The sequence below is a fragment of the Neisseria animalis genome (assembly GCF_900636515.1).
Classification (GTDB): Bacteria; Pseudomonadota; Gammaproteobacteria; order Burkholderiales; family Neisseriaceae; genus Neisseria; species Neisseria animalis.
In genome coordinates this window covers 715,170-728,968 of the sequence record NZ_LR134287.1, presented here as the reverse complement: position 1 = coordinate 728,968, position 13,799 = coordinate 715,170, and the positions used below count along the sequence as shown (strand labels likewise).

11 protein-coding genes are annotated in these 13,799 nt (G+C 52.5%); 6 read left to right on the top strand and 5 right to left on the bottom strand.

From position 1 onward, the window contains the following. The first annotated feature begins 21 nt into the window (after positions 1–21). From EL111_RS03410 to grxD, 4 genes are all read left to right on the top strand, one after another. Positions 22–1,275 carry a GntP family permease gene (locus tag EL111_RS03410; protein WP_123795930.1) on the top strand — a complete coding sequence of 418 codons (1,254 nt, stop codon included), beginning with the start codon at positions 22–24 and terminating at the stop codon, positions 1,273–1,275. Between the two features lie 198 nt (positions 1,276–1,473). Further along, positions 1,474–2,607, top strand: coding sequence for a glycerate kinase (locus EL111_RS03405; protein WP_123795929.1), 1,134 nt, complete (start codon positions 1,474–1,476; stop codon positions 2,605–2,607). A gap of 226 nt (positions 2,608–2,833) precedes the next feature. Beyond that, entirely contained in the window at positions 2,834–5,419 is a 2,586-nt protein-coding gene (gene acnB / locus EL111_RS03400) for a bifunctional aconitate hydratase 2/2-methylisocitrate dehydratase (RefSeq protein ID WP_123795928.1), read from the top strand. Positions 5,420–5,888: 469 nt separating this feature from the next. Further along, on the top strand, positions 5,889–6,197 hold the full coding sequence (gene grxD, locus EL111_RS03395) for a Grx4 family monothiol glutaredoxin (protein WP_066081508.1): 309 nt from the start codon (positions 5,889–5,891) through the stop codon (positions 6,195–6,197). A 234-nt stretch (positions 6,198–6,431) separates the two neighbouring features. Here grxD and trxA read toward each other — a convergent pair whose 3' ends face one another. The 3 genes from trxA to EL111_RS03380 all read right to left on the bottom strand — a co-directional run bounded on the left by trxA (position 6,432) and on the right by EL111_RS03380 (position 8,881). Further along, positions 6,432–6,764, bottom strand: a complete 333-nt coding sequence (trxA, locus tag EL111_RS03390; protein WP_123795927.1) for a thioredoxin TrxA — start codon at positions 6,762–6,764, stop codon at positions 6,432–6,434. A gap of 65 nt (positions 6,765–6,829) precedes the next feature. Continuing rightward, entirely contained in the window at positions 6,830–8,374 is a 1,545-nt protein-coding gene (locus EL111_RS03385) for an ABC transporter ATP-binding protein (protein WP_123795926.1), read from the bottom strand. A gap of 66 nt (positions 8,375–8,440) precedes the next feature. Further along, on the bottom strand, positions 8,441–8,881 hold the full coding sequence (locus EL111_RS03380) for a YiiD C-terminal domain-containing protein (RefSeq protein WP_415065464.1): 441 nt from the start codon (positions 8,879–8,881) through the stop codon (positions 8,441–8,443). Positions 8,882–9,047: 166 nt separating this feature from the next. On the opposite strand from EL111_RS03380, the gene EL111_RS03375 reads away from it, so the two are divergent. Further along, positions 9,048–9,947 carry a metal ABC transporter solute-binding protein, Zn/Mn family gene (locus EL111_RS03375; RefSeq protein WP_123795925.1) on the top strand — a complete coding sequence of 300 codons (900 nt, stop codon included), beginning with the start codon at positions 9,048–9,050 and terminating at the stop codon, positions 9,945–9,947. 138 nt (positions 9,948–10,085) lie between these two features. Next, positions 10,086–12,503, top strand: coding sequence for a DNA translocase FtsK (locus tag EL111_RS03370; RefSeq protein ID WP_123795924.1), 2,418 nt, complete (start codon positions 10,086–10,088; stop codon positions 12,501–12,503). Positions 12,504–12,630: 127 nt separating this feature from the next. Here EL111_RS03370 and EL111_RS03365 read toward each other — a convergent pair whose 3' ends face one another. Both EL111_RS03365 and EL111_RS10845 read right to left on the bottom strand, forming a co-directional pair. Beyond that, complete coding sequence (locus EL111_RS03365; RefSeq protein WP_123795923.1) at positions 12,631–12,990, bottom strand: transcriptional regulator; 360 nt, start codon at positions 12,988–12,990, stop codon at positions 12,631–12,633. A 235-nt stretch (positions 12,991–13,225) separates the two neighbouring features. After that, positions 13,226–13,732 carry a pentapeptide repeat-containing protein gene (locus EL111_RS10845; RefSeq protein WP_415065780.1) on the bottom strand — a complete coding sequence of 169 codons (507 nt, stop codon included), beginning with the start codon at positions 13,730–13,732 and terminating at the stop codon, positions 13,226–13,228. Positions 13,733–13,799 lie beyond the last annotated feature (67 nt).

Here is a 13,799-nt window from a genome sequence, read left to right as displayed (position 1 = left end):
TACTACCGACAGGAGGACACTATGGTTTCGGCACTGGGTGCAGTCGTTGCTTTATCCGTAGCGATTTTTTTGATTTTGAAAAAAGTTCCGCCTGCCTACGGCATGATTTTGGGTGCGCTGGTCGGCGGACTGGTCGGCGGTGCGGATTTGGCTGCCACAGTCAAGCTGATGATTGAAGGCGCGCAAGGTATTACTACTGCAGTGATGCGGATTCTGGCTGCCGGTGTTTTAGCGGGTGTATTGATTGAATCGGGTGCGGCAAGCACCATCGCGGAAACCATTGTGAAAAAACTGGGGGAACACCGTGCGCTGCTGGCTCTTGCCGTTGCCACCATGATACTGACTGCCGTCGGCGTATTCGTTGATGTTGCCGTGATTACCGTATCACCGATTGCTCTGGCACTCGCCCGCCGGGTAGATTTGTCGAAAGCGGCCGTTTTGTTGGCCATGATTGGCGGAGGCAAAGCAGGCAACCTGATTTCTCCCAATCCGAATGCCATTGCGGCTGCCGATGCTTTCAACCTGCCGCTGACATCCGTAATGTCCGCAGGTATTGTTCCGGCCTTATTCGGTTTGGCATTGACCTATTTCCTTGCCAAACGCCTGAGAAACAAGGGCAGTAAAGTACAGGCGGAAGAAGTGGTGGCGGACAGCGGCGCACACCTGCCGAAATTTTTAGCCGCCATGACCGCACCTTTGGTTGCCATTGCCCTGCTGGCTCTGCGCCCGCTTGCCGGTATCGCCGTTGACCCGCTGATTGCCCTGCCTGCGGGTGGTTTGGCCGGTGCGCTGGTAATGGGCAAATACCGTCACATCAACCAATATGCCGTCAGCGGTTTGGGCAAAATGGCTGGGGTTGCCATCATGCTGCTGGGCACGGGCGCATTAGCCGGCATCATCGCCAATTCAGGTTTGAAAGACGTATTGATTGACGGTCTTACCGCTTCCGGCCTGCCTTCTTACATTTTGGCTCCCGTATCGGGTATCCTGATGTCTCTGGCAACCGCTTCTACTACTGCCGGTACGGTCGTTGCCTCCAACGTATTCAGCGGTACGCTGCTCGAACTCGGCGTTCCCGCCCTCGCCGCAGCAGCCATGATCCACGCAGGTGCAACCGTAGCCGACCATATGCCGCACGGCTCGTTCTTCCACGCTACCGGCGGCAGCGTCAACATGAATATTTCCGAGCGTTTGAAACTGATTCCTTACGAAAGTGCTATCGGTCTGGTGATGGCGGTTGTCTCCACGCTGATGTTCGGAGTATTTAAATACTAAACCGATGCAGCCATGCCGTCTGAAAATAAACTTTTACAGACGGCATATCCTGTTTGTATTGATTTCAATTTCACTTCAAACAAACATATTCCGATAATAAATACCGCATCATTTCATATGGATTTTCACAATGCGGCAAACCGTCTAAAAAACCAACTTTGCCCCAAACCGGCAGACCAACCCGTCAAGGAGTTTGTAATGAAAGTCGTCATTGCCCCCGATTCGTTTAAAGAAAGCCTGAGTGCGAAAGAAGTCGCCTCCGCCATTGCCGAAGGTTGGCAGAAAGTGCTGCCCGATACGGAATGCGTATGCATACCGATGGCAGACGGCGGCGAAGGTACGGTACAGTCATTAATCGATGCCACCAAAGGCCGTCTGCAAACCGTTGAAGTAACCGCCCCGCTCGGTAACAAAATTCCTGCCGCATTCGGTATATCCGGCGACAGGAACACCGCCATCATCGAAATGGCCGCCGCATCCGGTCTGCACCTTGCTCCCCCGGAACAACGCAATCCTTTGATTACCACCAGCTACGGCACAGGAGAATTAATAAAAGCCGCGCTTGATGAAGGCGTATCCAAAATCATTTTAGGCATAGGCGGTAGTGCCACCAACGATGCCGGAGCCGGTATGCTTCAAGCACTCGGGGCAGTATTCCTGAACAGCGGCAACCAAAGCATCGGTTTTGGCGGCAGCAGCTTGATTCACACCACATATGCAGATTTCAGTCGCTTGGACAAGCGCCTGCAACAAGTTGAAATCGAAGTTGCCTGTGATGTGGACAATCCCCTGTGCGGCGAAAAAGGCGCATCTGCCGTATTCGGACCGCAAAAAGGCGCAACACCCGCGATGGTTGCCGAACTCGACCATGCGCTAAACCATTTTGCCGACATCATCTTCCAATACAAAGGCTTGGACATCCGACACTGCTCAGGTTCAGGGGCGGCAGGCGGCATGGGAGGCGGCCTTTTGACCCTGCCGAATGCCACATTGAAGTCCGGCGTACAAATCGTAGTAGAAGCCGTCAATCTTGCCCAAGCCGTACGCGATGCCGATTTGGTCATTACCGGCGAAGGAAGAATGGATGCACAAAGCGTACACGGCAAAACACCTGTCGGCGTTGCCGGCGTAGCCAAACAATACGGCAAACCCGTTATCGCCATTGTCGGCTGCCTGCGCGAAGATTACGAAGCCGTGTACCAAGCCGGTATCGATGCTGTTTTTCCCATCATCCGCCAACTTGATACGCTGGAAAATGTTCTGGCAAACGGCCGCTCCAATTTGGTTTCCGCCGCACAAAACATCGCCAAACTGTACCAAATGCAGCGTTGATTCCACCAAACGCCCGCATAAGGCCGTCTGCAAAATCAAATTTACAGACGGCCTGCACCTTTTTATAAAAAATCTTTATTACATTCGACAACAAGCCTATTTTCAATCAGACAATTTTCGTCTATGATTGAGTAGCGGAGATTGTTTACAATCTTTAACTGCAAATCATTTGTATTGATACAAATATTTGTCTTCCAGAAGAAAAACACCCTAAAGGAACAAAGAGATGTTAGAAGCCTATCGCAAAGCCGCCTCCGAGCGTGCAGCCCTCGGTATTCCCGCCCTTCCTCTGACCGCACAGCAAACGGCCGATTTGGTCGAGCTGTTGAAAAACCCTCCTGCCGGAGAAGGTGAGTTTTTAGTTGAATTGTTAGCGCACCGCGTACCGCCCGGCGTGGACGATGCGGCCAAAGTAAAAGCCTCTTTCTTGGCGGCCGTTGCCGAAGGCAGCGTTGCCAGCCCATTGATTTCTCCGGAATACGCTACCGAATTACTCGGTACCATGCTCGGCGGCTACAATATCCATCCGCTGATTGAGCTGCTCGACAACGACAAGCTGGCTCCGATTGCGGCAAAAGGCCTGAAACATACCCTGTTGATGTTTGATTCTTTCCACGATGTTCAGGAAAAAGCCGAAAAAGGCAATGTCTTTGCCAAAGAAGTATTGCAATCTTGGGCGGATGCCGAATGGTTTACTTCACGCGACACCGTTCCTGAAAAAATTACCGTTACCGTGTTCAAAGTAGACGGCGAAACCAATACCGACGACCTGTCTCCGGCTCCCGACGCATGGTCTCGTCCCGATATTCCCCTGCATGCGCTGGCGATGTTGAAAAACCCGCGCGACGGCATCAATCCCGACAAACCGGGTGAAGTCGGTCCGATTAAATTATTGGAAGAACTTAAAGCTAAAGGCCATCCGGTTGCCTATGTCGGCGATGTGGTCGGTACCGGCTCTTCCCGCAAATCGGCTACCAACTCTGTGATTTGGCATACCGGCGAAGACATTCCTTTCGTTCCGAACAAACGCTTCGGCGGCGTATGTTTGGGCGGCAAAATCGCACCGATTTTCTTCAATACCCAAGAAGACTCCGGCGCACTGCCGATTGAAGTCGATGTATCTGCGTTGAAAATGGGCGATGTTGTCGATATTCTGCCTTACGAAGGCAAAATCGTGAAAAACGGTGAAACCGTTGCCGAATTCGAGTTGAAATCCCAAGTATTGCTGGACGAAGTCCAAGCCGGCGGCCGCATCAACCTGATTATCGGCCGCGGCCTGACCGCCAAGGCGCGCGAAGCATTGGGCTTGCCCGCTTCCGACAAGTTCCGTCTGCCTAAAGCACCTGCCGAGAGCAAAGCCGGTTTCACACTGGCGCAAAAAATGGTCGGCCGCGCCTGCGGTCTGCCCGAAGGGCAAGGCGTGCGTCCGGGTACTTACTGCGAGCCGCGTATGACCACTGTCGGCTCTCAAGACACTACCGGCCCGATGACCCGCGACGAGTTGAAAGACTTGGCCTGCTTGGGCTTCTCTGCCGATTTGGTGATGCAGTCGTTCTGCCACACAGCCGCCTATCCGAAGCCGGTCGATGTGAAGACCCACAAAGAGCTGCCTGAATTCATCTCCACTCGCGGCGGTGTGTCGCTGCGTCCGGGCGACGGTGTGATCCACTCTTGGCTGAACCGTCTGTTGCTGCCCGATACAGTCGGTACCGGCGGCGACTCGCATACCCGCTTCCCGCTGGGTATTTCCTTCCCTGCCGGTTCGGGCTTGGTGGCCTTTGCCGCCGCAACCGGCGTGATGCCTTTGGATATGCCGGAATCCGTATTGGTCCGTTTCAGCGGCAAGCTGCAACCGGGCGTTACCCTGCGCGACTTGGTCAATGCCATTCCGCTTTACGCCATCAAGCAAGGTTTGCTGACCGTAGCCAAAGCCGGTAAGAAAAACATCTTCTCCGGCCGCATTCTGGAAATCGAAGGTCTGCCGGATTTGAAAGTCGAGCAAGCATTTGAATTGTCTGATGCTTCTGCAGAGCGGTCTGCCGCCGGCTGTACCGTGAAACTCAACCAAGAGCCGATTATCGAGTACATGAAGTCCAATATCGTGTTGATGAAAAACATGATTGCAGACGGCTATCAAGATCCGCGCACCTTGGAACGCCGTATCAAAGCCATGGAAGCATGGCTGGCCAATCCGCAACTTCTGGAAGCGGACAAAGATGCCGAATACGCAGCCGTAATCGAAATCAACATGGACGACATCAAAGAACCGATTATCGCCTGCCCGAACGATCCGGACGACGTATGCTTCATGTCTGAAAAATCCGGTACGGTTATCGACGAAGTGTTTATCGGTTCTTGTATGACCAATATCGGCCACTTCCGTGCCGCTTCCAAACTGCTGGAAGGCAAAAACGATATTCCGGTACGCCTGTGGATGGCACCGCCGACCAAAATGGACGCGCAGGAATTGACCAACGAAGGCCACTACGGCGTGCTCGGCCGCGCCGGTGCCCGCATGGAAATGCCGGGTTGTTCGCTGTGTATGGGTAACCAAGCACAAGTACGCGAAGGTGCTACCGTGATGTCGACTTCCACCCGCAACTTCCCGAACCGTTTGGGTAAAAACACCAACGTATTCTTGGGCTCTGCGGAATTGGCGGCAATTTGCTCGAAACTGGGCAAAATCCCGACCGTGGAAGAGTACCAAGCCAATATCGGCATTATCGATGAAAACGGCGACAAGATTTACCGTTATATGAACTTCAACGAAATCGATTCGTACAACGAAGTTGCCGAAAAAGTAAACGTGTAATCCTTGTCATACGGCTTTAATCTTTATCTTAAAGCCGTCTGCAAAACGGAATGGTGCATAACCATTCCGTTTTTTATTGCCCTGTTTTTACAGACGGCATGAATACACTATAGTCGAATAAAATAAGAATGAGACAAGGCAGCGAAGCCGCAGACAGTACACATAGTACGGCAAGGCAAAGCAACGATGTATCATTCTTATTTTAAATGACTATATTTTGCAGACGGCATGAGGCATACCCTCATGAAACCGCATAAAAGCCATCATATTGTCTGCTTCAAAGCGGCAGCTTGACCAAGTTTCAACGGCAAGCCCACCCATCCTTATCCAAATTGCCCGTAGCTTGCCGTCTGTATCTTTACGCGCATTTCCCTATGCCCGCAAACGGGTTTTACAAAACAATCATTTTAAATGCCCGTAAAGCAGGTATAATAAACGAGTCTTCCCTCAACAATTTTCAGGAACGCACATGAGCATTCAAGAGCAAATCAAAGAAGTTGTTACCACCCACCGTGTCGTATTGTTTATGAAAGGTACGAAACAATTTCCGCAATGCGGTTTTTCTTCCCGTGCCGTACAGATTCTCAACGCGGCCGGCTGTACCGATTATGTAACCGTCAACGTATTGGAAAACGACGAAGTCCGCCAAGGCATTAAAGAATACAGCGATTGGCCGACCATTCCGCAGCTGTATGTAAACGGCGAATTTATCGGCGGCTCCGATATTCTGATGGAGATGTACGAAGCGGGCGAACTGCAAGAGCTGCTGAAAGCCTGAACATCGGCAGATTAAACGTTTGCACAGCCGTTTCACCGGATTGATACAACGCATCAGGCAGTACAATGCTGCACAACCATGTGCCGTAACGCCGTATTCATCTGACGAAACAACCATAAAAGCCGTCTGCAAAACAGAGATTGTTGCACCCCTGATTTACAGACGGCCTTTCGCGGTATATCCAAACAAAAAAGGCAGAATATTCTGCCTTTTTTGTTTGGTTAATGAAACCGATTAAGCGATGGAAGCGTTGATGAACGCAGTCAACTGGCCTTTGGCCAATGCGCCGACTTTAGTCGCAACATTTTCACCGTTTTTAAACACCATCAGAGTCGGAATGCCGCGCACGCCGAATTGAGCAGGAGTCTGCTCGTTTTCATCGATGTTGATTTTCACCACTTTCAACTTGCCTTCAAACTCGGCAGCCACTTCGTCCAAAATCGGGGCAATCATTTTGCACGGACCGCACCAAGGAGCCCAAAAATCCAACAATACCGGTACTTCCGATTTCAAAACATCTTGTTCGAAGCTGGCATCGGTAGCATGTACAATCAATTCGCTGCTCATAAATCATTCCTTTCAACGTGGAGGTTGTCTGATAGGTTTCAGAATAGGGCTTATATCGGGAAATTTCAAGTAGCCGAATGCAATAATAGATTTTGTGTATAGTCGGATTTGGGTTTGGCAAACACTTCCTCCAAGCCGCCCTGTTCCACCACCCTGCCGTCTTTCAACACCATCACGCGGTGCGACAAAGCGCGGATAACCGCCAAATCATGGCTGATGACAATTAAGCTCAAACCATATTGCCGCTGCAAATCCGCAAGCAGGTCCAAAATCTGCTGCTGCCAATGCACGTCCAGCGCACTGGTCGGCTCGTCCAATACCAAAATTTTCGGGCGCACGACCACCGCACGCGCAATCGCCAGCCGCTGCCGCTGCCCGCCGGAAAACGCATGCGGATAACGGTAAAGCACTTCTTCAGGCAAACCGACCTGCCGCAACACCTCCACCACCCGCGCCCGCACCGCTGCCGCATCCAAATGCGGCTCATGCACTTTCAAACCTTCCGATACAATCTCCAGCACATTCATACGCGGATTAAACGCACCAAACGGATCCTGAAACACCATCTGGATTTCCCGCCGCATGTACGGCTGCCACGCCCCGCCGTTGATTTTCAGACGGCCTTCCGACTTCATCAGCCGCATCAGTGCCTTAGCCAGCGTCGTTTTACCGCTGCCGCTCTCGCCGATAACCCCCAGCGTTTCACCGGCCTTCAAATCGAAATCCGCCGGCTCGAGCAGCACTTTGTCGCGTTTGCGGAACAATCCCGCGCTTTCCTTGACCGCCACGCTGATTTGCTCCGCCTCCAAAACCGCCGCCGCATGGTCTGCCAACGGCACAACCCGCCGCACCGTACCCGCATTCATCAGCATTCGGGTATATTCGTGCTGCGGATTCGCAAATACCGCCGCCATTTCGCCCCGCTCCACCACTTCGCCGCAGCGCATCACCGCCACATCGTCGGCGAAACGGCGCACCAAGTTCAAATCGTGGCTGATATACAGCAGGGTCATGTTTTTTTCCGCCTGCAAACGCGCGAGCAAATCCAAAATCTGCGCCTGCACCGCCACATCCAGCGCGGTAGTCGGCTCATCGGCAATCAACAGTTTCGGCTCCGCCGCCACCGCCATCGCAATCATCGCCCGCTGCCGCTGCCCGCCCGAAAGCTGGAAAGGATACGCCGACGCTTTTTCTTCGGGCTGACGGATGCCGGTTTCGGCCAACAGCTCCACCGCCCGCGCCCATGCCGCTTTTTTCGTCAGCCCCAAATGCAGCGTCAAAACCTCGGCAATCTGGCTGCCCACCCGCACCACCGGATTCAAAGCCGTCATCGGCTCTTGGAACACCATGCCGATTTCCCGCCCGCGCAGCTTGCGCAATTCTCGTTCCGGCAAAGCGAGCAAATCGCGCCCGCCGAATTTCAGACGGCCGCCAAACGACACCGACGGATTCAGGCGCATAATGCCTTGCGCCAACACGGTTTTGCCGCTGCCGCTCTCGCCCACCAGCGCGGTTTTCCTGCCCTCGCGGATATTGAGGGAAATATCGTGCAGCACTTCCTTGTTTGGAAATGAGGCGGAGAGGTTTTCGATTTCGATTAAATAGCTCATGCCTAAAACGGTTCTGTACCAATCATCATGGGTATTTTGCAGACGGCCTTTTGTGCAGCCGGCCGATTATTCTTTCAACGCTACATATTTTCCGCGAAATTCCGCCGCCAAAATGCCGTCTGAAAAAACCTGCGTATACAATTCGATTTTTCCTTTGCCGCGCCGTCCGAACATCTCACGCATGACTTTCCATGCTTCATCGTCTGCATTGCGCGTAATCACCGTCAAACCCGCGCGCGCCGGACGAAGATAACGCGTTTCCCCTTGCTGGATAACGATATTCCCCGCCGCTTCAGGCAAAGCGCAATGCACTGCCGCCCACCCGCACGCCGTTGCCGCCAATGCGATGCTGCCGCCGAAAACCGTATTTTTGTGGTTGCGGTTAGGCAGATGCGGCAGTGTAACAACCGTCTGCTCCCTGCTGCATTCCGCTACTTCCAATCCCAGCGCGGCAGTAGCAGGAATATGGCGGTGCAAGAAAGTCTGCAATTCTGTTTCGGTCATCATATGGATACGGCTTATCAGTTAACAGTAAAGCGGATAATAGCATCTTCGGATAAAACAGCAAGTCCGTGTCCGATCAAGTCATTTTGCAGACGGCCTTGGTCTTGCTTAAAACCACATACTCATTTAAACTTATATAATGTTATACCATATCAAAACGGAGGCAAGAATGAAATTTTGGAAACTCGGCATACTGGCAGCCTTATTAAGCGGTACAGCCTATGGCGCACCCATGCCTGTTGTCGCCAGCTTCAGCATTTTGGGCGACGTTGCCAAACAAATCGGCGGCAACCGCGTCAATGTTCAAAATCTGGTGGGAGCCAATCAAGATTCCCATGCCTACCACATGACCAGCGGCGACATCAAAAAAATCCGTGCGGCCAAATTGGTCTTGCTCAACGGCTTGGGTTTGGAGGCTGCCGACGTGCAGCGCGCCGTCAAGCAAAGTAAAGTCCCGTATGCGGAAGCAGCCAAAGGCATTCAGGCATTAAAAGCCGAAGAAGGCGGCCACCATCATCACGACCACGACGGACACCACCACGACCACGGTGAATTTGATCCGCACGTTTGGACAGACCCCGTTTTAATGCTTACCTATGCGGAAAATGTCGGCAACGCGCTGATTCAGGCAGACCCCGAGGGCAAAACCTATTACCGCCAACGCCTGACCGCTTATCAAAACCAATTAAAAAAACTCCACCGTGATACTCAAGCCGCTTTCGATTCCGTTCCCGCCGGCAAGCGCAAAGTGCTGACCGGACATGATGCTTTTGCTTACATGGCCAAGCGTTATCAAATCAACTTTATTGCCCCGCAAGGCGTCAGCAGCGCAGCAGAGCCGTCTGCAAAACAAGTGGCTTCGATTATCCGCCAAATCAAACGCGAAGGCATCAAAGCCGTATTTGCCGAAAACATCAAAGATACGCGCATGATTAACCGCATCGCCAAAGAAACCGGCGTACGCATCAGCGGCAAACTTTATTCCGACGCGCTGGGCAAGGCACCGGCCAACAGTTATATCGGTATGTACACCTACAATGTCCGTATGTTGGCAAACGCCATGAAATAAATTTCTCCAATCTGCCCGAAGGCCGTCTGCAAACAGACGGCCTTCTGCTGTATATCCCCCTGCTTCTACGGTATAATCCACAATCTTTATTCACGCAACCCTGCCGTTTTGCAGACGGCCTTTTGCCCACGCCCGAACATGACCGCCAAAAAAACACCTGCCAAGTCCAAACCAACCGCCCGCCGCAGCAAAACGGCCACCCAGCAGTCCGCCAAACTCTCCGAAAGCCTCAAAGCCGCCAAAGCCCTGCAAAAAAGCGAAGAAAAAAAAGCACGCCCGGAACACGTTGCCAATCTGATTAACGACACCCTGTGGCTGTTCGGCTTGGTCGTTACCGTTTACCTTGCCATTGCCCTGTTGAGTTTCGACATGGCCGATCCCGCATGGTCACGCAGCATGCCCGATGTCGGCCAAACCATCAATTTCGGCGGATTGTTCGGCGCTTATCTCTCCGACATCGGCTATTATCTGTTCGGTCTCTCATTCTGGTGGTGGATTATTGCCTCATGCGTTTTCCTGTATAAAAACTTCCGCCTCTTCCAAAAACAAGAAAACCACAAACCCTACAACCACGGCATCGCCATGCTCGCGCTGGCCCTGCTGCTGGTTTGCAGCCCCGTTTTAGAACACTTCGCACTCAAAAACCAACTGGCAGACAGCCTGCCCGTCGGTGCCGGCGGCTTGGTCGGCAACTTCGCCGGCGCAGGCATGGCGTGGCTGCTCGGCACGTCCGGCAGCCTGCTGATTATGCTTGTCGTCCTGCTCTTGGCCGTTTCCCTGCTCACGCAAGTTTCTTGGCTGGAAGTATTGGCCAAAACCGGCCGCGGTGCAGAAAACGCATTCGGCAGCCTGAAACAAAAAATCAACGACAACCGCCGTGCCAAAGCCGAAGCCGCCGAACTTCCCGATGAAAAAAACACCCGCCGCATGATCAAAGAGGCGCAAACCATTACCGCCGCCCCCGTGCCGCGTTTGGAAGGCAGCAGCAGCAACCGCAAATCCGGCCCGCTTACCGTTGCACCGCCGCCCAAAATCCAAACATCACTATTTGAAACGCCGGAAGAACCCCAAACAGCAGGAGAGTACCAAAAACCCTCTCTTTCCCTGCTCTCCATGCCGTCTGAAGAAACCATTACCATCGACCCGGCCGAATTGGAGCGCACCGCCGCCGTCATCGAATCCAAACTGGCCGAATACAACATCGGCGTAGAAGTCGTGTCCGCCACCAGCGGCCCGACCATCACCCGCTTTGAAATCGAACCCGCACAAGGCGTGCGGGGCAGCCAGATTGTATCCTGCGCCAAAGACCTTGCCCGTCCGCTTTCCCTGCCCGCCACCGCCGTACGCGTTGTCGAAAGCATTGCCGGCAAAAGCACAATGGGCATAGAAATCCCCAACGCCAAACGCCAAAGCGTCTTATTGCGCGAAATGCTTGCCTCACCCGATTTTGCCGAAGCCAAGTCCAAGCTCACCGTTGCACTCGGCAAAGACATCTCCGGCACCCCCGTATTCGGCGACCTAACCCAAATGCCGCATATGCTGGTTGCCGGCATGACCAAATCCGGCAAATCAGTCGGCATCAACGCCATGATTCTGTCTATCCTGTACCGCGCGACCCCCGACGAAGTACGCTTCATCATGATCGACCCCAAAATGATCGAACTGGCGCCGTACAACGACATTCCCCACCTGCTCAGCCCCGTCATCACCCAAATGAACGAAGCAGGCCAAGCGCTGAACTGGTGCGTTGCCGAAATGGAAAAACGCTACCGCCTGCTTGCCCACGCAGGCGTACGCAACATGGAAGGCTTCAACGCCAAAGTCGAAGAAGCCGAGAAAAACGGCAAACCGCTGCACAACCCGTTCAGCCTTACCCCCGACAACCCCGAACCATTGGCCAAACTGCCCTACATCGTCATCGTTATCGACGAATTTGCCGACCTGATTATGACCGAACGCAAATCAGTCGAAACCCAAGTTACCCGCATTGCACAAAAAGCCCGTGCAGCAGGTATGCACATGATTATCGCCACCCAAAAACCGACTTCCGACATCTTTACCGGTCTGATTAAAGCCAACGTCCCTACCCGACTGGCCTTCACCGTAGCCGGAAGCATCGACAGCCGCGTCATCATCGACCAAAACGGCGCCAACAACCTGCTCTCCCTCGGCGATGCCCTGTTCCTGCAGCCCGGCAACGCCGAACCCATCCGCCTGCAAAGCCCCTTTGCCAGCGACGAAGAAGTACATGCCATTGCCGCACACCTGCGCGAACAAGCCGCCCCGGACTATATCGACGGCCTTCTCAGCGGTGAGGCCGCTTTGGAAACCACCAACATCGTCAACCCCAATGCAAACAGCGACGACCTCTTCGACCAAGCCGTATCCTTCATTTTAGAAAGCAAAAAAACCTCCATTTCCGCACTGCAACGCCATCTCAAAATCGGCTACAACCGCGCCGCCAACCTGATGGACGCCCTCGAAAACGCCGGCATCGTTACCCCCGCCGACCACAACGGCAGCCGCAGAATCCTCGCGCAAAAAGACCATCTTTAATCCTTTCGAGAACAGCATATAAAAAGGCCGTCTGCAAAATCGGCATTTTGCAGACGGCCTTTTTATATACTTACAAACGTATAAAATACAATCAAATCAAATCAAATCATTAATTAATTTATCAATCCTACTCTTGTTTTAACAAGACCATCAATGCCTGCCTTTTCACAGGAGAAAGTTGGCGAAAAGACTTCAGCAGCAACATTTCTTCATCTGTAATCCGCATTTCTCCCGTATCTACCCGCCCATAGCGCAGCCAATCCGCACTGGTGTTCAACCACTTTGCCAAAGTTTCAATCTTATCCTGTGTAGGAATAGACCGTCCGACCAACCAATAATGAACTGCTTGTGTACTGACAGGTTGATTGGGATGTCTCAAATTAAAGCGGTTGGCAAGATTAGCGTTTGAAAGAGAAGCCAACCCCGCCAACTGTAATGCCGTCCGCAGCCTTAAGCTGAAATCGGTTTTTTCTTGTTCGGTATGCATAAACCGATTATGGCGAAACCCTGTTTTTATTTAGCAACAAAACAGTTTATTATAAAAACCATTTACTTGATAAAAACAAGCAAACAGTTAATAATACAAATTGGATATGTTTCAAAACAAAGCAAATAAAGGAAATGTCATGTCTCTACATCCATTGCAGAAAATTAGTGCTCTAACCATTATTGCACTTAGCCTAACCGCTTGTAGCAGTAATAATAGTAATCCTGCATCTATTTCAACAAATACACAAACAGCAATACAAAAAACCACCACCGAAAAAGCTGCTGCTGAAAAAGCTGCCGCTGAGAAAGCCGCTGCTGAGAAAGCCGCTGCTGAGAAAGCTGCCGCTGAGAAAGCTGCCGCTGAGAAAGCTGCCGCTGAGAAAGCTGCCGCTGAGAAAGCTGCCGCTGAGAAAGCTGCCGCTGAGAAAGCTGCCGCTGAGAAAGCTGCCGCTGAGAAAGCCGCTGCTGAGAAAGCCGCTGCTGAGAAAGCCGCTGCTGAGAAAGCTGCCGCTGAGAAAGCTGCCGCTGAGAAAGCTGCCGCTGAGAAAGCTGCCGCTGAGAAAGCTGCCGCTGAGAAAGCTGCCGCTGAGAAAGCTGCCGCTGAGAAAGCTGCCGCTGAGAAAGCTGCCGCTGAGAAAGCTGCCGCTGAGAAAGCTGCCGCTGAGAAAGCTGCCGCTGAGAAAGCTGCCGCTGAGAAAGCTGCCGCTGAGAAAGCTGCCGCTGAAAAAATTAAAATCAATGATGATATACGTATCGCCACAGCCTTACAGGAAGTACCTGAAGAATACCGCGACACGGTGCTTGAAA